The 22,720-nt window shown below is 69.3% G+C and carries 21 protein-coding genes; 5 read left to right on the top strand and 16 right to left on the bottom strand.

Going from position 1 to position 22,720, the window contains the following annotated elements:
• Positions 1 to 7: 7 nt before the first annotated feature.
• Positions 8 to 379: a 30S ribosomal protein S6 gene (gene rpsF, locus F804_RS0108075; protein ID WP_022707246.1), complete on the bottom strand. Its 372-nt coding sequence runs from the start codon at positions 377 to 379 to the stop codon at positions 8 to 10.
• A 198-nt stretch (positions 380 to 577) separates the two neighbouring features.
• Here rpsF and prfA point away from each other — a divergent pair, with 198 nt between their 5' ends.
• The 3 genes from prfA to F804_RS17155 all read left to right on the top strand — a co-directional run bounded on the left by prfA (position 578) and on the right by F804_RS17155 (position 3,360).
• The gene (prfA, locus tag F804_RS0108070) at positions 578 to 1,633 is read left to right on the top strand and encodes a peptide chain release factor 1 (RefSeq protein ID WP_028725773.1); all 1,056 of its coding nucleotides are present in this window, start codon (positions 578 to 580) and stop codon (positions 1,631 to 1,633) included.
• A complete protein-coding gene (prmC, locus tag F804_RS0108065) occupies positions 1,630 to 2,451 on the top strand; it encodes a peptide chain release factor N(5)-glutamine methyltransferase (RefSeq protein ID WP_022707244.1) in 822 nt (273 codons plus the stop codon). The genes prfA and prmC overlap by 4 nt, the downstream gene beginning before the upstream one ends.
• Positions 2,452 to 2,721: 270 nt before the next feature.
• Positions 2,722 to 3,360, top strand: a complete 639-nt coding sequence (locus F804_RS17155) for a DUF4167 domain-containing protein (protein WP_022707243.1) — start codon at positions 2,722 to 2,724, stop codon at positions 3,358 to 3,360.
• A gap of 60 nt (positions 3,361 to 3,420) precedes the next feature.
• On the opposite strand, the gene rsmA is transcribed toward F804_RS17155, so the two are convergent.
• The 6 genes from rsmA to lptF are packed head-to-tail and all read right to left on the bottom strand — an operon-like array spanning position 3,421 to position 11,150.
• The gene (gene rsmA / locus F804_RS0108050; protein ID WP_022707242.1) at positions 3,421 to 4,272 is read right to left on the bottom strand and encodes a 16S rRNA (adenine(1518)-N(6)/adenine(1519)-N(6))-dimethyltransferase RsmA; all 852 of its coding nucleotides are present in this window, start codon (positions 4,270 to 4,272) and stop codon (positions 3,421 to 3,423) included.
• Complete coding sequence (pdxA, locus tag F804_RS0108045) at positions 4,269 to 5,246, bottom strand: 4-hydroxythreonine-4-phosphate dehydrogenase PdxA (protein WP_022707241.1); 978 nt, start codon at positions 5,244 to 5,246, stop codon at positions 4,269 to 4,271. The genes rsmA and pdxA overlap by 4 nt, the downstream gene beginning before the upstream one ends.
• Positions 5,247 to 5,250: 4 nt before the next feature.
• Entirely contained in the window at positions 5,251 to 6,519 is a 1,269-nt protein-coding gene (locus tag F804_RS0108040; protein WP_022707240.1) for a peptidylprolyl isomerase, read from the bottom strand.
• Positions 6,520 to 6,553: 34 nt separating this feature from the next.
• Positions 6,554 to 8,935, bottom strand: coding sequence for an LPS-assembly protein LptD (locus tag F804_RS16000; RefSeq protein WP_022707239.1), 2,382 nt, complete (start codon positions 8,933 to 8,935; stop codon positions 6,554 to 6,556).
• Entirely contained in the window at positions 8,932 to 10,041 is a 1,110-nt protein-coding gene (gene lptG / locus F804_RS0108030) for an LPS export ABC transporter permease LptG (RefSeq protein ID WP_028725771.1), read from the bottom strand. The genes F804_RS16000 and lptG overlap by 4 nt, the downstream gene beginning before the upstream one ends.
• Positions 10,038 to 11,150 (bottom strand): LPS export ABC transporter permease LptF, encoded by a 1,113-nt coding sequence (gene lptF / locus F804_RS0108025; RefSeq protein ID WP_022707237.1) that lies wholly within the window; start codon positions 11,148 to 11,150, stop codon positions 10,038 to 10,040. Before lptF ends, lptG begins: the two co-directional genes overlap by 4 nt.
• A gap of 108 nt (positions 11,151 to 11,258) precedes the next feature.
• Between lptF and F804_RS0108020 the strand changes: the two genes are divergently transcribed.
• Positions 11,259 to 12,728: a leucyl aminopeptidase gene (locus F804_RS0108020; RefSeq protein ID WP_022707236.1), complete on the top strand. Its 1,470-nt coding sequence runs from the start codon at positions 11,259 to 11,261 to the stop codon at positions 12,726 to 12,728.
• A gap of 7 nt (positions 12,729 to 12,735) precedes the next feature.
• Positions 12,736 to 13,188 (top strand): DNA polymerase III subunit chi, encoded by a 453-nt coding sequence (locus tag F804_RS0108015; protein WP_022707235.1) that lies wholly within the window; start codon positions 12,736 to 12,738, stop codon positions 13,186 to 13,188.
• Here F804_RS0108015 and urtE read toward each other — a convergent pair.
• From urtE to ureC, 9 genes are all read right to left on the bottom strand, one after another.
• The gene (gene urtE, locus F804_RS0108010; RefSeq protein ID WP_022707234.1) at positions 13,185 to 13,892 is read right to left on the bottom strand and encodes an urea ABC transporter ATP-binding subunit UrtE; all 708 of its coding nucleotides are present in this window, start codon (positions 13,890 to 13,892) and stop codon (positions 13,185 to 13,187) included. The genes F804_RS0108015 and urtE overlap by 4 nt on opposite strands.
• 1 nt (position 13,893) lies before the next feature.
• Positions 13,894 to 14,634, bottom strand: coding sequence for an urea ABC transporter ATP-binding protein UrtD (gene urtD, locus F804_RS0108005; protein ID WP_022707233.1), 741 nt, complete (start codon positions 14,632 to 14,634; stop codon positions 13,894 to 13,896).
• Positions 14,631 to 15,803, bottom strand: a complete 1,173-nt coding sequence (urtC, locus tag F804_RS0108000) for an urea ABC transporter permease subunit UrtC (protein WP_022707232.1) — start codon at positions 15,801 to 15,803, stop codon at positions 14,631 to 14,633. Before urtC ends, urtD begins: the two co-directional genes overlap by 4 nt.
• Positions 15,804 to 15,807: 4 nt before the next feature.
• A complete protein-coding gene (gene urtB / locus F804_RS0107995; protein ID WP_040595859.1) occupies positions 15,808 to 17,679 on the bottom strand; it encodes an urea ABC transporter permease subunit UrtB in 1,872 nt (623 codons plus the stop codon).
• Between the two features lie 113 nt (positions 17,680 to 17,792).
• Positions 17,793 to 19,073, bottom strand: a complete 1,281-nt coding sequence (urtA, locus tag F804_RS0107990; RefSeq protein WP_022707230.1) for an urea ABC transporter substrate-binding protein — start codon at positions 19,071 to 19,073, stop codon at positions 17,793 to 17,795.
• 157 nt (positions 19,074 to 19,230) lie between these two features.
• Complete coding sequence (ureG, locus tag F804_RS0107985; RefSeq protein ID WP_022707229.1) at positions 19,231 to 19,884, bottom strand: urease accessory protein UreG; 654 nt, start codon at positions 19,882 to 19,884, stop codon at positions 19,231 to 19,233.
• A complete protein-coding gene (locus F804_RS0107980) occupies positions 19,881 to 20,528 on the bottom strand; it encodes an urease accessory protein UreF (protein ID WP_022707228.1) in 648 nt (215 codons plus the stop codon). Before F804_RS0107980 ends, ureG begins: the two co-directional genes overlap by 4 nt.
• Positions 20,503 to 21,021 (bottom strand): urease accessory protein UreE, encoded by a 519-nt coding sequence (locus tag F804_RS0107975; protein WP_022707227.1) that lies wholly within the window; start codon positions 21,019 to 21,021, stop codon positions 20,503 to 20,505. The genes F804_RS0107980 and F804_RS0107975 overlap by 26 nt, the downstream gene beginning before the upstream one ends.
• Positions 21,022 to 21,029: 8 nt before the next feature.
• A complete protein-coding gene (ureC, locus tag F804_RS0107970; protein WP_022707226.1) occupies positions 21,030 to 22,718 on the bottom strand; it encodes an urease subunit alpha in 1,689 nt (562 codons plus the stop codon).
• Between the last annotated feature and the right edge of the window lie 2 nt (positions 22,719 to 22,720).

Genomic DNA, 22,720 nt, shown 5'->3' with positions numbered 1-22,720 from the left:
GATCTCCTCAGTTCCGCTCGCGGCGTTCGCGGCGGTCGCCACGGTCACCACGCTCTTCGCGCTTCTGCATCTGCACCGAGGGGCCTTCCTCATGTGCTTCGACCTTGATGGTCATGACGCGCATGACATCGTCGTGCAGACGGGCAAGACGCTCCATTTCCTGCACGGCGGCCGAGGGCGCGTCCGAACGCAGGAAGGCGTAGTGGCCCTTGCGGTTCTTGTTGATCTTGTAGGCGAGGGTGCGGACACCCCAGTATTCGTTTTCCACGACCTTGCCGCCGTTATCGGCCAGCACGGTCGAGAAATGTTCGATCAGCCCTTCGGCCTGCGTGTTCGACAGGTCCTGACGAGCGATCAGCACATGCTCGTAAAGCGGCATGGCGATCCTTTCTCTGGTTCAAGGCGGCTTCATAGGCGGGTGTCGCACCTTCCGCACCCGCCACGAGAGGACACGCCGGTTGCGAAGTCTTCGGCGGAAGGATGGGGCCTTATAGCGGCGGCGCCTGCGATTGCAAGGTGATTCCCCCCGCCGTCGATGCTTCTTGCCGATGGCGTGGGGCTTGGCTACATCCAGTACATGCTGCCTCAAGACCGCCTCGACCAGATCACACAGCGTTTCGAGTTTCTCGAGGCGCAGCTCAATGCCGGGGCCGAGCCCGCGCGCATCGCCCAGATCAGCCGCGAATATGCCGAGCTGAAGCCCGTCGTGGCGCAGATCGCCGAATGGCGCCGCGCGACAGGCGCGCTGGCCGATGCCCGCGCCATGCTGGCCGACCCCGAGATGCGCGAACTGGCCCAGGACGAGCTGTCGCGGCTGGAGGACGAGCTGCCCGAACGCGAACAGGCGCTGCGCATCGCGCTGCTGCCGCGCGACGCGGCCGATGCCCGGCCCGCCATCCTGGAGATCCGTCCGGGCACCGGCGGGGACGAGGCCGCGCTGTTCGCGGGCGACCTGCTGTCCATGTACCGCCGCCACGCCGAACAGCAGGGCTGGAGCTTCCAGCTGCTGGAGCTGGTCCAGACCGAGCTGGGCGGCATCAAGGAGGCCGTCGCCCGGATCGAGGGCGAGGGCGTCTTCGCCCGGCTGAAATACGAATCCGGCGTCCACCGCGTCCAGCGCGTGCCGGAAACCGAAAGCGGCGGGCGCATCCATACCAGCGCCGCCACCGTCGCCGTCCTTCCCGAGGCCGCCGAGGACGTGGATATCGACATCCCCGCCGGCGACATCCGCATCGACACGATGCGCGCAAGCGGGGCGGGCGGCCAGCACGTGAACACGACCGACAGCGCCGTGCGGATCACGCATATCCCGACCGGCATCGTCGTCACCAGCTCCGAGAAGTCCCAGCACCAGAACCGCGCCAACGCGATGGCCGTGCTGCGGGCCCGGCTCTATGACATGCAGCGGCAGAAGGCGGATGCCGAACGGGCCGCCGACCGCAAGGCGCAGGTCGGTTCGGGAGACCGGTCGGAACGCATCCGCACCTACAACTTTCCGCAGGGCCGCATGACCGATCACCGCATCAACCTCACGCTCTATGCGCTGGACCGGATCGTGGCGGGCGACCTGTCCGAGATCATCGACGCGCTGACGGCCCACGACCAGGCCGCGCGACTGGCGGCCCAGGAATGAGGATCTCGGACGCCCAGGCCGAGGGGGCGGCCCTTCTGCGCGCCGCCGGGATCGAGGGGGCGGCCCGCGATACCGACCGCATCCTTGCGGCGGTGCTGGGGATCGAGCCGGGGCGTCTGCGCATGACCGACGACCGCCGCCTGACCGATCCCGAACGCGCCAGCTTCAACCGCGGCATCGCGGCGCGCGCGCTGCATCAGCCGGTGGCGCAGATCGTGGGCCATCGCGATTTCTGGGCGCATCGCTTCAAGGTGACGCGCGACACGCTGGACCCCCGCCCCGAGACCGAGGCCCTGGTCGAGGCCGCGCTGGAACGCCCCTGGCGCGACGTGCTGGACATGGGCACGGGCACGGGCGCGATCCTGATCTCGCTTCTGGATGCGCGGAAGGGGACGCGCGGTCTGGGCACCGACATCTCCGAGGAGGCGCTGAAGGTCGCCCGCTTCAACGCCCGCCAGATCGGGGTCGATGCCCGCTTCCGCCGCGCCGACTGGTTCGAGGGCGTCGAGGGAACGTTCGACCTGATCGTGTCGAACCCGCCCTATATCTCGGTCGCGGAAATGGCGGGGCTGTCGCCCGACGTGCGCGAATGGGAACCGCTTGGCGCGCTGACCGACGGGGGCGACGGGCTGGGTGCCTATCGGGCCATCGCGGCGGGCGCGCGGGCGCATCTGAACCCCGGCGGGCAGGTCCTGGTCGAGATCGGCCACTTGCAGGGCGCCGATGTCGCCGCGCTGTTCGCCGCGCAGGGTGCCCGGATCGAGGTTCTGCCCGATCTGGACGGTCGCGATCGCGTCGTCTGCGCCGATTTCGGCTGATTTCCGGCACTTGTAACGGCTTTCGGGACATTTTTCGGCAGTTTGCGCTTGTCTTGGGGGGCTTGGCATGATTAGTCAGTGGCGTGCGGCAGGCGACAGCCACCGCATGGGTCAGCCTGACACTGCCGGAACTGACGGGGCGCGCATGACGACGATGCGCCTTGAGGCAAGGCAAGGCTGAACGGAGAGGTCAACGCCCCCGTAGCCGTCCGAAATCGCCGTCCAGGTCATTCTGGCATCCCTGACGATCAGAACCCTAAAGACAGACTGATGAGATCATCGAAATCCCGCTCGCGCAGCAAATCGAACCGCCAGCGTTCGCTTGGCAATATCGTCAACCGAGTCTTCGAAAGCTCGGGCCCCGAAGGCAAGGTTCGCGGCACGCCGCAGCAGATCATCGAGAAGTATTTGACGCTGGCGCGTGACGCCCAGCTGTCGAACGACCGCGTGGCGGAACAAAGCTTCCTGCAGCATGCCGAGCATTACACCCGCATGCTGGGCGAGGCGCAGCGCGAGATGGCCGAACGCCAGGCGCAGCAGAACCAGAACAACAACCATGGCCATCCCCATCATCGCCAGAACGGCGATGACGACCAGAACGGCCACCAGCACAACCGCGACCAGCGCCGCGACGAGCCCGAACCCGAGGTCAAGCAGCCCGAGGTCAAGCAGGCCGAGCCGAAGCAGCCCGAGGCCGAGGATGCGCAGCAAAGCCTGCCCATCGCCCAGGAGGCCGATGGCGACGCGGCCCCCGTCGAGACCCCCGAGGCCGAGGCCAAGCCCGCACGCAGCCGCACCCCGCGCAGCCGCACGCCCCGCAGCAGCGGTGGCGCCCCGCGCAGCCGCCGCAAGCCCGCAGCCGATGACGGCGCGCCGGCGGCGGACACGCAGGCAGGCGGTTCGGAATAATCTACGGGTCGCAGATCGAAGAAAGGGCGCGGGGATCATTCCCGCGCCCTTTTCGCATTCTCAGCCCTGCCGCGCGTCCTTGAGGGCGCGGGCCAGGGCGCAGAACTGCTCCAGCCCGATCTCTTCAGCGCGGGCGGTGGGGGCGATGCCGCAGCCCTCCAGCAGCTCCTCGATCCGGGGATGCAGGCCGCGAAGGCTGGCGCGCAGCATCTTGCGGCGCTGGTTGAAGGCCGCGCCCGTGACCTGCGACAGGACCGCCGCATCGGCCGGAAAGCGCGGCTCGGGCAGGGCGGTCAGGTGGACCACGGCGGAATGGATCTTGGGGGCGGGCACGAAGGCCTCGGGGGGCAGGGCCATGACGATGCGCGCCTCGGCCCGCCACTGGGCCAGCAGCGCCAGCCGGCCATAGGCCTTGGAGCCGGGCTTCGCCACGATCCGCTCGGCCACCTCCTTCTGGAACATCAGCGTCAGGGACTGCCAGAAGGGCGGCCATTCCTTGGGCGTCAGCCAGCGGATCAGCAGTTCCGTCCCGACATTGTAGGGCAGGTTCGCGGCGATGCGGATCGGCGGGGTCAGGTGTTCCAGCGGATCGACCTGCAGCGCGTCGCCGTGGATGACCTTCAGCCGGTCGGGATAGGCCTCGGCGATCTCGGCCAGGGCGGGCAGGGCGCGTTCGTCCTTCTCGATCGCCAGCACGCGGCGCGCGCCCTCGGCCAGCAGGCCGCGGGTCAGCCCGCCGGGGCCGGGGCCGATCTCCAGCACGTCGCAGCCGGTCAGGTCGCCCGCCTGGCGTGCGATCTTGGCGGTCAGGTTCAGGTCCAGAAGGAAGTTCTGGCCCAACTGCTTCTTGGCGCGCAGGTCGTGGGTCTGGATGACCTGGCGCAGGGGGGGAAGGTTGTCGATGGTGCTCATGTCGGGTCCGGGCCGGGTCGGGATGCGGCCATGCTGCGGGCCATGCGAATGGCCGCGATGGTTGAGGACGGGTCCGCCAGCCCCTTGCCCGCGATGTCGAAGGCCGTGCCGTGATCGGGCGAGGTGCGGATGAAGGGCAGCCCGAGCGTGACGTTCACGCCTCCGTCGAAATCCAGCGTCTTGATCGGGATCAGCCCCTGATCGTGATAGCAAGTGACGGCCGCGTCATAGCGGGCGCGGGCGGCGGCGTGGAACATCGTGTCGGCGGGCAGAGGGCCGGTCAGATCGAAGCCCAGGCCGCGCAGCCGCTCCAGCAGGGGCGCGATCATGCGGGTTTCCTGCTGGCCCATCCGCCCACCCTCGCCCGCATGGGGGTTCAGCCCCGCGACGGCGATGCGGGGGCGGGGAATGCCGAAATCGCGGACAAGGCCCGCATGGGTCAGGCGGATCGCCTGTTCCAGCGCATCCGGGGTCAGCGCGTCAGGCACGTCCTGCAGGGGAATGTGGATCGTCGCGGGCACGACGCGACAGGCGGGCGTGACCGTGGTCGAGGCCAGCATCATCGCGACCGGCACGTCGCCGCCCAGATGCGCAAGATATTCGGTATGCCCCGGAAAGGCGAAGCCCGCGCCGGTCTGCAGGGCCTCCTTGCTGATGGGGGCGGTGGTGATCGCCGCGACCTGTCCCTGCATCGCCATGCGGGCGGCGCGGGCGATCACGTCGATCACGCCCTGCGCATTGGCCGGATCGGGGCGGCCCGCGACATTGGGCGCCGCGAAATCGTGGCGCAGCACCGGCAGGTGACCCGGCGGGACCGGGGCACCCGGATCCGCGATCTCGGTCCAGGCGGTGCCGGGTGGCAGGTGGCGCGGATCGCCCATCCAGGCGATGTCCTGGCCCGAAGCCAGCACCAGGGGCGCCAGCTCGGGGCCGATGCCCGCGGGCTCGCCGCAGGTCAGAAGGACGCGCGCCACCGGATCACGGCCTGCGGATCAGGGCGTCGGCGCGCAGGTCGGCCAGAAGCCCGTCCGCCGCCGAGTTGATGCGCTGGTTGAACAGCTCGTCGCGGACCGCCTCGCGCGAGGGGATGCCGTTCTGGGGCTGCGGGATCGCATCCTCGACCCCGTCCTGCGGCTGGGCGGTGGTCGGCACCTCGGCCTGCTGGGCCAGCGCGGGCTGGCGCGAACACAGCGTCACGACCTCGGCGGCGTTGCCCGCCGGGACGACGCCGGATTCGCCGTCGTCCAGAGATGCGAGGCGTGCGGCGATCAGCGTCGGGATCTGCGCCTGCGACACGGTCTGGCGCTGGACCTGCAGCGCGGCCTCGGGGCCGACCTGCTTGTACAGATCGTCGCAGGACAGCGTGCGCTGCGCCACGGCGGTCGCCTCGGCCATGCTGGGCAGGGTGATGGTCGCGTATTCCAGCACCTGTTCCCGCGCGCCGGGGCGCAGGCTGCCTTGCGCGTCGCGCAGGAAGAACAGGATGACCGCGCCTTCGACCTGCAGCGGCTGGGTCACCTGGCCCGGCTGCAGCTGGCTGATGACCTGGCGCAGGCCCGGCGGCAGCGCCTCCAGCTCCAGCGTTTCCAGCCTGCCGCCCGCCTGGGCCGAGGGCGTCGCGGAATACCTGCGGGCCGCATCGGCGAATTGGCCTTCGGTCGGGCGCGACCCGGCGATGCGTTCGGCCAGCGCAAGGGCCTGCGCCTCCTGCCCCGGAGGGGCGGGGATGATCAGTTCGGAAATGGCCACGCGGTCGATGATCGGCGTCTCGATCACGCGCTTGAGCTGCTGGTCCACCTGCGCGTCCGAGATCTCGATCTGGGGCAGCAGGCGTGCGCGGACGACCTGCCGCCACAGCGTGCCCGCACGGACGAAATCGCGGAAGGTGTCGGCATCGACGCCCGCCTGTTCCAGCCGCGCGATGAAGCTGGCGGCATCCAGGCCCGCGCGGCCCGCGAATTCCTCGAGGCCCGATTGAAGCTGCTCGTCCGACAGCTGCGCGCCGATGGCTTCGGCGGCCTCGACCCGCAGGCGGTCGTCGATCAGCGCGGTCTCGGCGGCCTCGGCGCTGGTGTCGGGGGCGCCGATCACCTGCATGAAGCGCTGCCGCTGAACGATCTCGTAGCGGGTGACGGCGCTGTCGTTCACATAGACGACGGTCTGGAACAGGTTCTGCGCGTTCGCGGGCGCGACGGCGCCCGTCGCGATGACCGCCGCCAGCGCGAGACCTGAGAGGAGTTGCCGCATCTGCTGTTCCTATCCTTGCCTTTTGGCGGGCAGATTAGCGCATGCAGTTGCGCTGCGCCACCGTGCCCTGACCGCCGGTCGTGTTGCCGAAACCCGCCAGCCGGACCGACAGGTCGAAGCTGGTTTCCGCGTCGATCGTGTCCGAACTGGTGAAGCGCCTGGAGACGCCCGTCTCGACCGTGATGCATTCGTTGCGATAGGTCACGTCCAGCGACGCGCTCTGGGCGCGTTCGGCGGTGAAATCGTAACGTGCCTCGGCGCTGCCCCACCAGCCGGGCGCGATCTGCCAGCCGACGCTGGCCGCCAGTTCGGATGCGTCGCTGTCGCGCCCCTCGGCCAGGTCGGCATCGATCCACAGATAGCCCGCCGAAAGCTGCAGGTCGTCGCGGAGCCAGCCCATGCGCAATTCGTTGCGCGAGACGTTGAAGCTGTCGTCGAACAGCGCCCTGTTCGCGATGGCAAGGCCGCGCCCGCTGTCATAGGTCGTCGACAGCAGCCAGTCCGACCGCCGCCCGCCGATGAAGCTCCGGTCCTCGTCGCCGCTGCCCTGCCGCGCGCGGAAGACCCGCCCGCCCGTCACGCCAAGCGACCAGCCGTTGGGGTCGATCCGCGTCCAGGTCAGGCCGGCATTGGCGCGCAGGCCGCCCTCGCTGCGGTCATAGCCCGGAAAGCGGCTGTCCGAGAACAGGTTCCCCTCGTCGAACTCGACCAGCAGGCTGTCCTCGTTCGGGATGTCGTCGTCATCGCCCGGGGGCGAATAGAGAAGCTGCAGGACCGGTTCGACCATATGCGTCGCGCGCCCGTGGACCGTCGCCAGGGGCCAGCGCAGCTCGACCCCGACCTGCGGGTCCGCGCGGGCCACCACGTCGTCATAGCTGTCGTCCTGCGCGATGCGATAGAGATCGGCCTCGAGCCCGGCGATGGCCGCGGCCATGACGCCGCCCGGCAGGATCTGGGAACGTCGCCAGTCCAGGTCGAACGAGGCGCGCGCCACGTCGCGGCCGATCCCGTCATCATCCGAGGGGCGGCGATGGGCATGGGCGGACCATTCGACGGTCGCCTCGCCTCCGATGCGGGGGGGCGTGAAGCGGCGCATCCAGATCGCGTCGGCCACCTGCGCCGGAGAGCTGGATTCGTCCTCGTCGTCGCGGAGCGAGTTGTAGTTGCCGATCCGCGCCCAGACCAGCTTCTTGCGGCGGACCTGTTCCAGCGTGATGCCCGACCACAGCCGGTCGGCATCGGTCACGTCGTAATCCAGCAGATAGGCCCGGTCGGTCGCCGCCTGCACCTGCACGCCCAGCTTGTAGTCGCGCGGCAGGTCGAACTGCGCGATCCCGAAGACATAGCCGCGCCATTCGTCGGGCAGCAGGTCGTCGCGGGTGATCGCGCCGTTCCATTCCGTCGCCCCGTTGGCGAATGCCTGGCGGTACCGCAGCTCCAGCGTGCTGGTGCGATCGACCGCGACATAGGGCGTCACCGTCACGTCCGCATGATCCCCGAGCGTCACGAAATAGGGCAGCTTGATCCCGAACCCCAGGCTGGAGGTCGTGCGGATCTCGGGGCGCAGGAAGCCGTTCTTGCGATCGACGGTCGGGTCGGGGGCGGTCACGCTGAAGGGCACATAGGCCAAGGGCACGCCGAAGGCGCGGAATTGCGGGTGGTCGAAGGTGATCGTCCGGGTCTCGGCGTCGTGGGTGATCGCGCGGGCGCGGATCTCCCACAGGGGGGTGGGGTCGCTGGCGCAGATCTGGCAGGACGATGCCGCGACCTGGCGCAGTTCGGTGACGCGGCCGCCGTCGCGGCGTTCGGCCTCTCGCGCGGCAAGCTGCAATTCGCGCCCGATCACGAGGCGCGCGCCGCGGATGATGCCGTCCTGCAATTCGCGGTCCAGCTGGGCGGCATCGGCGATCAGGATCGTGTCCTGTTCGGGGTCGGTGCTGTCGGGGCGGGACAGGTGGATCGGACCCTCGATGGTCAGATCGCCCGTCGGGCCGTCCACGATCACGCGCGATGCGACCAGACGTGCGCCTTGGTACCAGATGACCACGCCGCCCGCCGCGACCAGCGTGCGGTCGTCGCGCAGCCGGACGGCATCGGCCAGCACCGTCGCCGCCCCGCCTTCGCCCGCCGTCCCGCGATCGCCGGGGATGCGGACCGAGGCGTCGGGCTCGACCGCCTCGGGGGCGCTGGTCGAGGGGGTGCGGTCGCCGATGGGCTCGCTGCCCAGGCTGTCGGATTCGGGCGCCAGCGCCGACACGCCGCCGATGCTGGCCAGGGGCGCGGTCTGCGACACGCCGGGCATCTGCGGCATGGACGCGTCCTGGTCGAAGATCGTCTGACCGGCTGCGGGCGCGGCAAGTGCCGCGATCAGCGCCGTCCCGAGGCGCAGGGATCGTCTGGTCGTCTGAACGGTCATCCGTCCTCTCGCTTCAGGATCAGCCCAAGGGCCAGAAGGGCGCCGACAAGGGGCGGGGTCCATGCGGCCATCGCCGCACCGATCTGCCCGTTGTCACCCAGAACCTGCGCCATGTTGCGCAGAAAGAACAGCGCGATCCCCGCCGCGAAGGCCAGAAGGACCGCGACCCCGGTATTGCGGCCACGGATATGCTGCATGGTGAAGGCCGCCGCGATCAGCACCATCGCCCCCATCAGGAAGGGGCGCGCCAGTTCCATCTGGAACCAGACCCTGTGCCGCGAGGCCGAGAAGCCCGCGCGTTCCAGCCCCGCGATGAAGCCCGGCAACTGCCAGACCGGCACGGATTCGGGGCGCCCGAACCCCTCGCGGATGCGCTGCGCGGTCAGGTCCGACGGCAGCAGCATGTAGGGCGCGCGCTTGACATCGGCTTGCGGGTTCGCCGCGTCCAGGGGGTAATCGCGGACCTCGGCCAGGCCCCAGGATCCGGGGATCAGCCGTGCGGTGCGGGCCTCGATCCGGCGGACGGGGCCTGACTCGTCGTCGAAGACCAGGAAGGTCGCATCGTGCAGGGTCAGCGCATCGGCGCTGGCGCGGCGGGCGCGGATGACGATCTGGCCCGATTCCTCGCCGTTCTCGATGACGGCCTGCCGCAGCCAGACGGCGCTGTCGCCAAGGCTGACGGTCTGGCTGCCGCCGCGGTCGATCTCGGCCACGGCATCGTCATAGAGCTGCCCCGTCGCCGCGACCAGCGGGTTCAGAAGCCCCACGGTCAGCGCCCCCACCGCCACCGCGGTCAGCGCGGGTGCCGCGATGACGCGCATCCCCGACCGGCCCGAGGCGCGGATGGCCACCATCTCGGAGCTGCGCGCCAGCCCCAGGAACAGCGCGATGCCCGCCAGCACCGTCATCAGCGGCAGGATGGAATAGAAGCTGTCGGTGATGTTCAGCGCGGCCAGGCGCGCGGCCCCACCCAGCCCGATATCGTCCCCCGAGAAGCGGCGGATGATCTCGATCATGTCGATCAGGAACAGGATCAGCAGGAAGACGCCCGCGATCAGCAGGAACGACCGCAGGAAGCGCCGCGCGACATAGCGTGCAAGGATCATGACCGCCCCCCCCTGGGTCGCGCGGCCAGCCATAACAGCCCCGCGCACATCATTGCCCCGACGATCGCGGGAAGATACAGCAGCGGCCACATCGCCGGATCGGTGCCGACCCGGTCGGCGGCGGCGTTCGACAGGAACTGCACGAAGATCAGCGCAAGGATCGCCCAGCCGACCTGCCGCCACACCCCGAAGCGCGAGAAACCGCCCACCAGCAGCGTCGCGAAGCCGATCATCGCCGCGACCGGCGACAGCAATGGCTGGGCGATGCGCTCATGTGCCTCTCGGCGGGCATCGCCCGCGGTGGCGCCGGTCGTCTCCAGCAGGGCGGCATCGGCGGCCAGAAGGCGAAGCGTGCCGTAATCGCGCAGGTCGCGCCCCTTGCTGCCGCCGCCCGTGATCATCGCCCCGATGTCATAGCTGAACTCCTCGAACCGGGTCACGGCAAGGCGGGGGCGGCCATCTTCGCGCGTCAGGGTCTGGGCCATGCCCTGCAGCAGGACCAGCGCGGGGCCGGTATCGGTGCGCACCAGCAAGGCCTCCTGCGCGGTATAGGTGGTCTGGCGGTCGGGGTCGCGCGCATCCTCGATGAACAGGTCCAGCAGGTGCCCGTCGCTGGCGATGTCGCGGATGAACAGCGTCACGTCGTCGGTCGGATACTGGAAGCTGCCGGGCCGCAGGAACTGCGAGGTGACGTTCTCGGCCAGCTCGGCGCTGCGTTCGGCCAGCCGTTCGCGCGCCATCGGAACCAGCCCGTGGACCAGGATCGCGACCATCAACCCCACCGACAGGCCGAAGACCAGCACGGGCCGCGCCATCCGCCAGGGCGATATGCCCGCCGACTGCATCGCCACCAGCTCGGATTCGCCGGACAGGCGGTTCGTGCCGTATGCCGTGGCCGCGAAGGCCGCGACGGGCAGCACCACCGAGATCACCAGCGGCAGCGTCAGCAGCGTGAATTCCAGCACCACCAGCGCGGTCTGGCCGTCGTTCAGCAGGTCGTCGAACAGGCTGACGGCCCGGTTGATCCAGTAGACGGACACCAGCACAAGCGCGAAGAAGCCGAACAGCGTCAGCAGCTGGCCAAGGATATATCGGTCGATCCGGGGCATGGGCTGCCTTCCCTCGCGTGACGTCGGGTCCTGATTAGCGGCAAGGGACGCTCTGGAAAAGGGTGCGCGGGGTGTCTAGGTTCACGACAACAAGAGAGAGGACCTCGAATGACCCATCCCGTTCAGATCGACTTCATCGAGACCGCACCCGAGAAATTCGCCGAGCACGAGGGCCGCATCGCCCTGCTGGTCGGTGCGGACGACCGGGTGCCGGGGCGCCTGCCCAAGGCTCTGCGCGACGCCGCGCAGCGGGCGCTGACCTCGAAGGCGGGGCAGGGGCTGAAGCCCGGCCAGGCGCTGGAGATGGCGTTCCCGGCAGGCATCGCCGCCGAGGCGCTGATCCTCGTGCGGCTGCCGGTGGCCTCGAGCTCGACCGAGGCGCGCCAGGCCGGTGCCGCCATCGGCGCGCGCCTGAACGGGGGGCACATGCTGGTCGCGGGCGGCCCGCAGAAGCTGGCCTCGGACGTGGCCCTGGGCCTTGCGCTGCGCGCCTATGATTTCGACGCCTACAAGTCCCGCCCCGAGGATGACGAGAAGCCGAAGGGCCGCGTGACCTTCATGGCGAAATCCCCCGAGGCGCTGGCCAAGGCCGCCGCATCCGCCGCCGCCGTGGCCGAGGGCGTGTTCTTCACCCGCGACCTGGTGAACGAGCCCGCCAACGTGCTGACCACCACCGATTTCGCCGACCGCCTTGCCGCCATGCAGGAGCTGGGCCTCGAGGTCGAGGTGCTGGACGAGGATCAGCTGGCCGAGCTGGGCATGCGCGCGCTGCTGGGCGTGGGGCAGGGCAGCGAGAGCCCGTCCAAGGTCGTGGTCATGCGCTGGAACGGCGCGGGCGACGAGGCGCCGCTGGCGCTGGTCGGCAAGGGCGTCGTCTTCGACACGGGCGGCATCTCGATCAAGCCCGCCGCGGGCATGGAGGACATGACCATGGACATGGGCGGCGCGGGCGTCGTGGCGGGCGTGATGCGCACGCTGGCGCTGCGTCGGGCCAAGGCCAATGTCGTGGGGCTTGTGGGCCTGGTCGAGAACATGCCCGACGGCCGCGCGCAGCGTCCGGGCGACATCGTGAAGTCGATGAAGGGCGACACGATCGAGATCATCAATACCGACGCCGAAGGGCGGCTCGTGCTGGCGGACGTGCTGTGGTACGCGCAGACGCGCTTCAACCCCTCGGCCATCGTGGATCTGGCGACGCTGACCGGCGCGGTCATCATCGGGCTTGGCCATGACAATGCCGGGGTCTTCGCCAATGACGACACGCTGGCCGACGGCATCCTGTCCGCCGCCCGGTCCGAGGGCGAGGGCGCGTGGCGGCTGCCGCTTGGCGCAAGCTATGACGCGCAGCTGAAGTCGCGGCTGGCCGACATGAAGAACACCGGCGGCCGCGCCGCGGGTTCGATCACGGCGGCGCAGTTCCTGCAGCGCTTCGTCCGCGAAGGGCAGCCCTGGGCGCATATCGACATCGCGGGCGTGGCCCTGCCGCCGCAGGCGACCGACCTGGCCCCCAAGGGCGCGTCGGGCTGGGGCGTCATGACGCTGGACCGCATGATCCGCGACCGCTTCGAGGTGAAGTGATCCCGTCATGGGCAAGGCGATGTTCTATCACCTGACCCGGTCCCCGGCCGAGGCGCTGCTGCCCCAGTTGCTGGGCAAGGCCGCGCAGGCCGGGTGGCGGGTGGAACTGCGCGGGACCGACCCTGCGCGGATGGAACGGCTGGACATGCAGCTGTGGCAGGGCGACGGCTTTTTGCCGCACGGGCTGGCGGGCGGCGCGCATGATGCGCGTCAGCCGGTGCTGCTGACCACGGGCGACGGGGGCGGGGCCGCGAACGACCCCGCCTGCCTGATCGCGCTGGACGGGGCCGAGGTTCCCGTGTCGCAGGCGCAGGCGATGGAGCGCACGCTGATCGTCTTCGACGGCGGCGACGGCGCGGCCACCGCCCGCGCCCGCGACCAGTGGCGCGCCCTCACCCAGGGCGGCATCGAGGCCGAGTACTGGTCCGAGGATTCGGGCCGGTGGGAGCGCAAGCGCTAGGCCGCGGCATGCCCCGCAAGACGGGCGTGCAGATCCTCGCGCCGCAGCTGCGCCTTCGGGCCCTGCATGACGGCGCGCCCGCGCTCCATCACCAGGAAGTCGTCGCCCAGGTCCCAGGCGAAGTCGAAGAACTGTTCGACCAGCACGATCGCCATGTCGCCCCGGTCGCGCAGCGCCGCGATGACGCGGCCGATCTGGGCGATGATGTTGGGCTGGATGCCTTCCGTCGGTTCGTCCAGCAGCAGGATGCGCGGCCTAGTGATCAGCGCGCGGGCGATGGCCAGCTGCTGCTGCTGGCCGCCCGACAGGTCGCCGCCGCGTCGATGCGCCATTTCCGCTAGGACGGGGAAGCTGTCGAAGATCTCGTCGGGGATGCGGCGTTCGGCGCGGGGCAGGCAGGCGAAACCCGTCTCCATGTTCTCGCGCACGGTCAGCATCGGAAAGATCGCGCGCCCCTGCGGGACATAGCCCACGCCCATCCGCGCCATGCGCTGCGCGTTCACGCGGCCCAGGTCGCGCCCCTCCATCGTCAGGGTGCCGCCCGATCTTGGGTGACGCCCCGCCAGCAGGTTCATCAACGAGGTCTTGCCCACGCCGTTGTTGCCCATGACGCAGGTGACGCGTCCCGGCGTGGCCGCGATGTCGATGCCGTGCAGGATCTGGCTGCCGCCGTAATGCAGGGTCAGGTTCTTCGCGTTCAGCATGTCAGCGCCCCAGATAGACTTCGATGACTTCGGGATTCCGCGTCACGTGATCCAGGCTGCCCTCGGCCAGGACCGACCCCTGGTGCAGCACGGTGACGCGGCAGTTCAGGCGGCGGACGAAATCCATGTCGTGTTCGACGACCACCACCGCGCGGGTTTCGGCCAGGCGGCACAGAAGCGTCGTGGTCAGTTCGCGTTCGGCCAGCGTCATCCCCGCCGCGGGTTCGTCCACCAGCAGCAGCTGCGGTTCCTGCGCCAGCAGCATGCCGATCTCCAGCCATTGCTTCTGGCCGTGGCTCAGTTCGCCCGCCTTGCAGGGCAGCTGGTCCGACAGGCCCACCTCGGCGGCCAGTTCAGCCACGCGCGTCTCGCTGTCGTCCGAGGGGCGCCAGCGCAGGACCGCGAAGGGGCCGCGATCGGCGCGCAGTGCCATGGTCAGGTTGTCGGCGACGCTCTGATCCTCGAAGACGGTGGGGCGCTGGAACTTGCGGCCGACGCCCGCGCGGGCGATCTGGGCCTCGTTCATCTTCAGCAGCGACCGGGATTCGGTGCCCCACAGGACCTCGCCCTCGTCGGGGGTGGTCTTGCCGGTCACGATGTCCATGAAGGTCGTCTTGCCCGCGCCGTTGGGGCCGATCACCGCGCGCAGTTCCGCCCGCCCGATGGAAAATGACAGGTCGTTGATCGCCTTGAACCCGTCGAAGGTCTTCGAGATTCCGCGAACTTCCAGAAGCGCGCTCATGACTTGGCCTTTCGGTTCAGGATGTCGAACAGCCCGGCGATCCCCTTGGGCGCGAACAGGGTGACCAGCACGAAGGTCAGGCCCAACGCGACCTGCCACCAGTCCACCCAGGCCATGCGCAGGCCCGCGATGTTCAGGTCGGGCGCGCGTCCGCCGGTGAACCAGCTGGACAGAAGCGACACGACCACCGCCCCGATGACAGCGCCGTACAGCCGCCCGCGACCGCCGATGGCGACCCAGACGGCAAGATAGATCGACGCGATGGGCGCAAGCTCGGCCGGGTTGATGATGCCCGCCTGCGGGTAGTACAGCGCGCCCGCGATGGCGGTGATCATGGCGGCGATGGTGAAGACCGCCAGCTTGAACCCCTCGACCGGGTAGCCCAGGAACCGCACGCGGGTCTCGTCGTCGCGGATGGCGCGGGTGACGCTGCCGAACTTGCCGCCCATCAGCCAGGCGGCCAGCACGTATCCCAGGGCCAGCGCCAGCGCCGACGCCCAGAGGAACCAGACCGACAGTCGCGCCTGGCCGACATCTTCGAGACCCGGGATGTTCTGCAGGCCCGACAGGCCGTTGTTGCCCCGGAACCCGCTGTCGTTCTGGAACAGCCACAGCGCCAGGGCCAAGGTCATCGCCTGCGTCAGGATCGACAGGTAGACGCCGTTCACGCGGCTGCGGAATGCCAGCCAGCCGAAGACCAGCGCCAGCAGCCCCGGCACGATCAGCACCAGCGCCAGCTGCGCGGGCAGGGAATGCGCGAAGGTCCAGGCCCAGGGCAGGTCGGTCGATCCGACCACGCCGAAGATCTGGCCGGCCACGCCCTCCTGCAGTTCGGCCGGGGTGGGGGGGATGGGGTTCGCGGCCATGGATGCGGCCACGATGCCCTCGGTGCGGGCATACATCAGCCACTGGCCGATCATGTATCCGCCAAGCGCGAAGAAGGCCATCTGCCCAAGCGACAGGATGCCCAGGTATCCCCAGACCAGGTCCATCGCGACGGCGGCCAGCGCAAGGCACAGGGTCTTGCCCAGCACCTTGACCATCGAGGTCGGCATGACCCCCGTGCCATAGGCCGCGCTGGCCGCGGTGACGGCGGCGGTGAAGACCGCCAGCACCGCGATCACGATCAGGACCGAGGGGTTTCTCAGGATGAAGGGTGTGCGCTGCATGGGCTCAGACCTCGGCCGCGCGGCCCTTTTGCGGGATGATCCCGCGGGGCCGGAACTGGATGAAGATGATGATGAACAGGATCATGAAGGTCTGGGCGGCCAGCGTGTTCGCCGGGTTCAGCGATTCGATGACCTTGGACAGCCCGCCGATGAGCGTGGCGCCCGCCAGCGTGCCCCAGATGTTGCCGACGCCGCCCACGACCACGGTCATGAAGCTTTGGACAATGTATTGCTGGCCCAGTTCGGATGTCACCTGCGCGAACAGCCCGATGGCCACGCCCGCGATGCCCGCGATCCCCGATCCCAGCCCGAAGGTCATCATCGCGATGCGGTCGGGATTGATGCCCATGGACGCCGCCATGCCGGGGTTCTGCGTGACGGCCCGAACCTCGAGGCCCAGCCGCGTGCGCTTCATGATGAACAGGAACAGCCCCAGGAACAGCAGCGCCAGCACGAAGATCGCCACGCGGATCGAACTGATCGACACCACGTCGTTGAAGGTGATCGCGCCCTCCAGCCAGGCGGGCGAGGTCAGGGGCCGGGCCTGCGTGCCGAAGATGTTCTTGGCCAGCTGCTGCAGCGCGATGGACACGCCGAAGGTCGCCAGCAGCGTCTCCAGCGGGCGATGGGCCAGGTGGCGGATCACCAGCCGGTACAGCACCACCCCCGCCGCGAAGGTGACCGCGAAGGCCAGGGGCAGCGCGACCAGCAGCGACAGCGTGCGATCCGCGATTAGCGTCTGGACCACGTAACCGGTATAGGCCCCCATCATGATGAATTCGCCATGCGCCATGTTGATGACCCGCATGACGCCGAAGGTGACGGCCAGCCCGATCGCCGCCAGGAAATAGATTGAGGCCAGCGACAGCGCGTCCAGCCCCAGGTCGAAGCCGCGCATCACGCCCAGCCGCGTCTGGGTGCGGGTCAGGGCGGTCTCGGCGGCCTCGGTCACGGCGGCGTCGGGTTCGGCATAGACGGCAAAGAAGCCGTGCGCGTCCAGCGCGGCCTCGGTCTCGGCCTCGGTCGCGGCGGGGGGGACGGCGCCCTCGGCCTCCAGCGCCTCGTAGGCGCGGTCGCGGGCGTCGGGATCGTCCAGCGCCGCCACGGGCAGCCCGCCCACGCGCCCGTCCACGATGTTCGCGGCCAGCCGCGTGCGCTGTTCGGCGGATGTCAGGCGCGGTTGCAGCACGCCCTGGTCCACCAGCATCGCGATCGCGTCCTGGCGCGACAGGTCGTCCGAGCCGGGCCGCAATTCGCGCGCGACATTGCCGCCGGGCTCGTCCTTGGTCGCGACGATGCGCGTGGCCAGCAGCGGGTTCAGCGCCGCGCGAAAGTCCAGCGCGACATCACCCGACAGCTGCCGGATCGCCTGCACGCGGTTCGCGGAATCCTCGCCCAGCTGGATGGTCAGCAGGCGTTCCAGCCGCGCCTTGCGGGCCGCGATGGCCGGATCTGGATCGTCCAGCGCCCCGCGCAGCGCCGCCAGCTGCGCGGCATCGGCCCGCCGCGCCAGCGTGTCCAGCGCGCCCCTGCGGATCGCCGGATCGGGGTCCGACAGCTGCGAGACGACCAGCGCCCCGTCGATCACGCCGCGCACGCCGCTGTTCGGGCGCAGGCTGCTGAAGTCGTCGGTGACCGGATCGCCCGTGACCGCATCGACCGGCACCTCGCCCGAGGTGATGACCGCGCGGCCATCCTCGGTCAGGGCCAGTTCGCGGGCCGACCATGCCTGCAGCATCGCCAGCCCCTCGGGGCCGGTGGCGGCGATATCCGCGATCAGCGGCGCGACGGTCTGACGCGAGGGGCGTTCGATCTGGTCGAGGTTGTCAGCGATCACCGCATCCAGCGCCGGGTTGGCCAGCGCGGCAAGCGGCATCAGCAGCGCCAGGGCGAAGGGCGCGATTCGGGCAAGGGCTGTCACGGGGGTGATCCTTCGGGGGCAGTATCGTGAAGGCCCGGGCAGGGGGTGTTCCGCCCGGGCCGGAGCCGTCAGTAGTTCGACTGCACCTGGACGCAGGTCTCGGTCTGGGTGTTGTACATGCCGCACTGCTTGCCCGGCCAATCGGCGTCCAGCACCGCGGATTCGGGCAGGAAGTCGGTCCATGCGTCGCCCGGAACCGGATCGGTCTGGCTGACGATGTCGAACTGGCCGTCCTCGCGGATCTCGCCGATCAGGACGGGCTTGGTCAGGTGGTGGTTCGGCAGGACCTCGGCGGTGCCGCCGGTCAGGTTCGGCACGGTGACGCCGACGATTGCGTCCAGCACGGGATCGACATCGGTGGTGCCGGCTTCCTCGACCGCGGCGACCCAGGCGTTGAAGCCGATCATCGTGGCCTCCATCGGGTCGTTGGTGACGCGCGCGTCATCGCCGATGAATTCCTTCCAGGTCGCGACGAATTCCTCGTTCTCGGGGCTTTCGGCGGTCTGGAAATAGTTCCACGCGGCCAGGTGCCCGACCAGGTTGGCGGTATCCAGGCCCGACAGCTCTTCCTCGCCGACAGAGAAGGCCATGACGGGGATGTCGTCGGCGGAAACGCCTGCCGCCGCCAGCTCCTTGTAGAAGCCGACATTCGCGTCGCCGTTGATGGTGGACACGACGCCGACCTTCTTGCCATCCGCGCCAAGCGCCACGACATCGGCCACGATTTTGGACCAGTCGGAATGGCCGAAGGGGGTATAGTTGACGAAGATGTCCTCCTCGGCGGTGCCGTTATCCTTCAGATAGGCATCGAGGATGTTGTTCGTCGTGCGCGGATAGACGTAGTCGGTGCCCAGAAGGGCCCATTTCTCGACGCCCAGCTCGTCGCGCATGTAGTCCACGGCGGGGATCGCCTGCTGGTTCGGCGCGGCGCCCGTATAGATGACGTTCTTCGAGGATTCCTCGCCCTCGTATTGCACGGGATAGAACATCAGCCCGTTCAGCTCCTCGATCACGGGCAGGACCGACTTGCGGCTGACGCTGGTCCAGCCGCCGAAGATCACGTCCACCTCGCTGACGGTCAGCAGCTCGCGCGCCTTTTCGGCGAACAGCGGCCAGTCGGATGCCGGATCGACGACCACGGCCTCCAGCGGACGGCCAAGGACGCCGCCCTTCTCGTTCTGCTGTTCCACCATCATCAGGACGGTGTCCTTCAGCGTCGTTTCGGAAATCGCCATCGTGCCCGACAGCGAATGCAGCACGCCGATCTTGATCGGTTCGCCGTCCTGCGCATTTGCGGCGGTGGTCACGGCGGCCAGCGCGGCCCCCAGCAGCAACTTGCGTGTCATCATGCTCATCCTGTCCACTCCCTGAAATTTTCGTGAAGATCTTCGTCTTCGCGGTCACAGCAGATGACGGGAAAGAGGCAGTTGGACAGGATTCGGGCAGCAATTCGCGGGCAGGACCGCGGGCTGTTCGCATGGCGGGCAGTCGTCTGCCCGCCTGCCGTCAGATTGTGCAGTCTTCTGCCGGGGCGGGGGTCAGTCCGCCTTCGCGGATCAGGAAATCGACGATCTGATCGACGCCGGTGCCGTGGCGCAACGCGGCCATGATCACCGGACGCGCACCGCGCGAGGCGCGCGCATCTTTTTCCAGCAGCGCGGCATCCACGCCGACATGCGGGGCAAGATCCGTCTTGTTCACCACCAGAAGGTCGGACCGCGCCAGCCCCGGTCCCCGCTTGCGCGGGATGTCCTGCCCGGCCGCCGTGTCGATGACATAGATCGTCAGATCGGCCAGTTCGGGGCTGAAGGTCGCGGCCAGGTTGTCGCCGCCCGATTCGATCAGCACAAGTTCCAGGTCGGGAATGGCCGCGTTCAGATCGGCGATGGCGGCCAGGTTGATGCTGGCATCCTCGCGGATGGCCGTATGCGGGCAGCCGCCGGTTTCGACGCCCCGGATGCGGTCTGCGGGCAGGACCTGCGCGCGCATCAGGGCCTCGGCATCCTCGCGGGTATAGATGTCGTTGGTCACGACCGCCATCGACAGGCGGGGCGCAAGGGCGCGGGCCAGCTGCTCGGTCAGGGTGGTCTTGCCCGCGCCGACGGGGCCGCCGATGCCGACGCGCAGGGGACCGTGGTTCGGGGGGGCGTTCGGGCTCATGATCGGAAGATCCTCGTGGTCATGGTTTCGTGGCGCATGGCGGCGATGTCGGCCCCCCATGCGGCGCTGTGCAGGTCGTCGCGCGTCGCGGTGGCGGCACGGGCGGCGCAGGCAAGGATCGCGGGTTGCAGCCCGGCCAGTATCGCCTGCCCCTGCATGGGGCCAAGCGGAAGGAACCGCACGGCGGCGCTGATCAGGGCGGCGGCCTGCGCCTGCAGGAAGGCCGCGATGATCTCGGGCGCGGGCAGGGGCATGTCGGCGCAGGCGCGACCGAAGGCGACGGGCAGGGTGGCGGGGGCCGCATCGTCGCCCGTCAGCGCGGCGATGTTGGCGGCAAAGGCCGTGCCCTGCTCCACCGTCTCGGTCAGCCGCTGCGAGGACGGGCAGGCCGCGCGGGCCAGGTCGTCCGGTTCGGGACCGGCATCGCGCAGGGCCAGCGCGACCAGCACTGCATCGGTCCAGCCCGCGCCGTGATCCAGCCAGTCGGCCAGCCATGCGGGCAGGGTCGCGCGCGTCGCGATGCCCTGATCCATCGCGTATTCCAGCCCCTGCGACCAGGCGAAGCCGCCCACCGGGAAAGCGGGCGACAGGTATTGCGCCAGCCGCAGGCGGGCGGCCTCAGGCGTGTTCGTGATGGTGGTCATGGCCGTGCGAATGCCCGTGGTCATGCGAATGGCCGTGCCCATGGCCGTGCCCATGCCCGTGATCGTGACCGAAGGTGCGACCGTGGCCATAGGCGCCGCCTTCCGGGCTGAAGGGCAGTTCGGCGCGTTCGACCGTCGCGCCCAGCTGGCGCAGCATCGCCTCCAGCACGTGGTCCTGACGGATGATCAGGCGGTCGGTCTCGATCCGGCAGGGGGTGTGGCGGTTGCCGACATGCCATGCCAGCCGCGCCAGATCGCCGGTGACGACCAGCACGGGTTCGGGGGCCGCGCGCATGACGACCAGCCGCCCGTCGGACAGGGCGAAGGCATCGCCATCCTCGACGCTGACGACCTCGGGCAGGTCCAGCATGAAATCGCCCGCCGCGCTGGTCAGCCGCTTGCGGCGCAGCAGGCGGGATTCGTAATCCAGCGCGATCTCCGCGGCGAAGGGCCCTTGGGCGTTGCGGACGATGCTGTGGCAGTGAAGGGTCATGGCGAACCTCAGAACAGGAAATAGCGCTGCGCCATCGGCAGCTCGGTCGCGGGTTCGCAGGTCAGAAGCTGACCGTCGGCGCGGACCTCGTAGGTTTCGGGATCAACCTCGATCTGCGGCATCCGGTCGTTCAGCGCCATGTCGGCCTTGCCGATGCCGCGCGTGTTCTCGACCGCGATCAGCGATTTCGACAGCCCGTCGCCCGCGCCCGCATCCAGCCCCGCCTGGCTGACGAAGATCGACGAGGCGCGGCCCGTATGCCCCCACATCGGGCGGCTGAAGACCGGCTGCACCGGGATCGAGCCGTTGGGATCGCCCATCTGCGCGACGGCGATCTGCCCGCCGACCAGCACCATCTCGGGCTTGACCCCGAAGAAGGCGGGGGACCACAGGACCAGATCGGCGCGCTTGCCGTCCTCGATGCTGCCGATATGACGCGAGACGCCATGCGCGACGGCCGGGTTGATCGTGTATTTCGCGATATAGCGGCGGGCGCGCAGGTTGTCGTTCTGGCCCTGCTCGTCCTGCAGCCGTCCGCGCTGGCGGCGCATCTTGTCGGCGGTCTGCCAGGTGCGGATGATCACCTCGCCCACGCGGCCCATGGCCTGGCTGTCGGACGAGATGACGCTGAAGGCGCCCAGATCGTGCAGGATGTCCTCGGCGGCGATGGTCTCGCGGCGGATGCGGGATTCGGCGAAGGCGACATCCTCGGGAACGCGACGATCCAGATGGTGGCACACCATCAGCATGTCCAGATGTTCCTCGATCGTGTTGCCGGTATAGGGCCGCGTCGGGTTGGTGGACGATGGCAGCACGTTCGACATGCCGACCATGCGGATGATGTCGGGGGCGTGCCCGCCGCCCGCGCCCTCGGTGTGATAGGCGTGGATGGTGCGCCCGCCGATCGCGGCCATCGTATCCTCGACAAAGCCGGATTCGTTCAGCGTGTCGGTATGGATCATCACCTGGACGTCCATGCGGTCCGCGACGGTCAGGCAGTTGTCGATGGCGGCGGGGGTGGTGCCCCAATCCTCGTGCAGCTTCATCGCGCAGGCGCCCGCGCGGATCTGTTCTTCCAGCGGTGCGGGGACCGAGGCGTTGCCCTTGCCTGCGATGCCGATGTTCACGGGCAGGTCGGCCACGGATTCCATCATGCGGGCGATGTGCCACGGGCCGGGGGTGCAGGTCGTGGCCAGCGTGCCATGCGCGGGGCCGGTGCCGCCGCCCAGCATCGTGGTGACGCCGGAATGGATCGCGTGATCGACCTGCTGGGGGCAGATGAAGTGGATATGGCAGTCGAAGCCGCCGGGCGTCAGGATACGCCCCTCGCCCGCGATGATCTCGGTGCCGGGGCCGATGATCAGGGTCACGCCGGGCTGGGTGTCGGGGTTGCCCGCCTTGCCGATGCCCGCGATGCGCCCGTCCTTCAGGCCGACATCGGCCTTTACGATGCCTTGGTGGTCGAAGACGACGACCCCGGTGATGACCGTGTCCATCGCGCCGCCCTCGCGGGTGACCTGCGACTGGCCCATGCCGTCGCGCACGACCTTGCCGCCGCCGAACTTGACCTCTTCGCCGGGGATGGTCAGGTCGCGTTCGACCTCGATCAGCAGTTCGGTATCGGCCAGCCGGATGCGGTCGCCCTTGGTCGGGCCGTAAAGCGCCGCGTAATCGGCACGGGACAAGGTCTGGGCCATGG

Source organism: Paracoccus zeaxanthinifaciens ATCC 21588, from assembly GCF_000420145.1.
In the GTDB taxonomy this organism is placed as follows: Bacteria; Pseudomonadota; Alphaproteobacteria; order Rhodobacterales; family Rhodobacteraceae; genus Paracoccus; species Paracoccus zeaxanthinifaciens.
The sequence above is the reverse complement of the archived record's forward strand: the minus strand, read 5'-3'. Positions and strand labels throughout refer to the sequence as shown.

Coding starts and splice junctions, on each gene's coding strand:
- rpsF (WP_022707246.1), bottom strand. CDS start 379: ATGCCGCTTTACGAGCATGTGCTGATCGCTCGTCAGGACCTGTCGAAC.
- prfA (WP_028725773.1), top strand. CDS start 578: ATGCTGCCTCAAGACCGCCTCGACCAGATCACACAGCGTTTCGAGTTT.
- prmC (WP_022707244.1), top strand. CDS start 1,630: ATGAGGATCTCGGACGCCCAGGCCGAGGGGGCGGCCCTTCTGCGCGCC.
- F804_RS17155 (WP_022707243.1), top strand. CDS start 2,722: ATGAGATCATCGAAATCCCGCTCGCGCAGCAAATCGAACCGCCAGCGT.
- rsmA (WP_022707242.1), bottom strand. CDS start 4,272: ATGAGCACCATCGACAACCTTCCCCCCCTGCGCCAGGTCATCCAGACC.
- F804_RS0108040 (WP_022707240.1), bottom strand. CDS start 6,519: ATGCGGCAACTCCTCTCAGGTCTCGCGCTGGCGGCGGTCATCGCGACG.
- F804_RS16000 (WP_022707239.1), bottom strand. CDS start 8,935: ATGACCGTTCAGACGACCAGACGATCCCTGCGCCTCGGGACGGCGCTG.
- lptG (WP_028725771.1), bottom strand. CDS start 10,041: ATGATCCTTGCACGCTATGTCGCGCGGCGCTTCCTGCGGTCGTTCCTG.
- lptF (WP_022707237.1), bottom strand. CDS start 11,150: ATGCCCCGGATCGACCGATATATCCTTGGCCAGCTGCTGACGCTGTTC.
- F804_RS0108020 (WP_022707236.1), top strand. CDS start 11,259: ATGACCCATCCCGTTCAGATCGACTTCATCGAGACCGCACCCGAGAAA.
- F804_RS0108015 (WP_022707235.1), top strand. CDS start 12,736: ATGGGCAAGGCGATGTTCTATCACCTGACCCGGTCCCCGGCCGAGGCG.
- urtE (WP_022707234.1), bottom strand. CDS start 13,892: ATGCTGAACGCGAAGAACCTGACCCTGCATTACGGCGGCAGCCAGATC.
- urtD (WP_022707233.1), bottom strand. CDS start 14,634: ATGAGCGCGCTTCTGGAAGTTCGCGGAATCTCGAAGACCTTCGACGGG.
- urtC (WP_022707232.1), bottom strand. CDS start 15,803: ATGCAGCGCACACCCTTCATCCTGAGAAACCCCTCGGTCCTGATCGTG.
- urtB (WP_040595859.1), bottom strand. CDS start 17,679: ATGCCGCTTGCCGCGCTGGCCAACCCGGCGCTGGATGCGGTGATCGCT.
- urtA (WP_022707230.1), bottom strand. CDS start 19,073: ATGATGACACGCAAGTTGCTGCTGGGGGCCGCGCTGGCCGCCGTGACC.
- ureG (WP_022707229.1), bottom strand. CDS start 19,884: ATGAGCCCGAACGCCCCCCCGAACCACGGTCCCCTGCGCGTCGGCATC.
- F804_RS0107980 (WP_022707228.1), bottom strand. CDS start 20,528: ATGACCACCATCACGAACACGCCTGAGGCCGCCCGCCTGCGGCTGGCG.
- F804_RS0107975 (WP_022707227.1), bottom strand. CDS start 21,021: ATGACCCTTCACTGCCACAGCATCGTCCGCAACGCCCAAGGGCCCTTC.
- ureC (WP_022707226.1), bottom strand. CDS start 22,718: ATGGCCCAGACCTTGTCCCGTGCCGATTACGCGGCGCTTTACGGCCCG.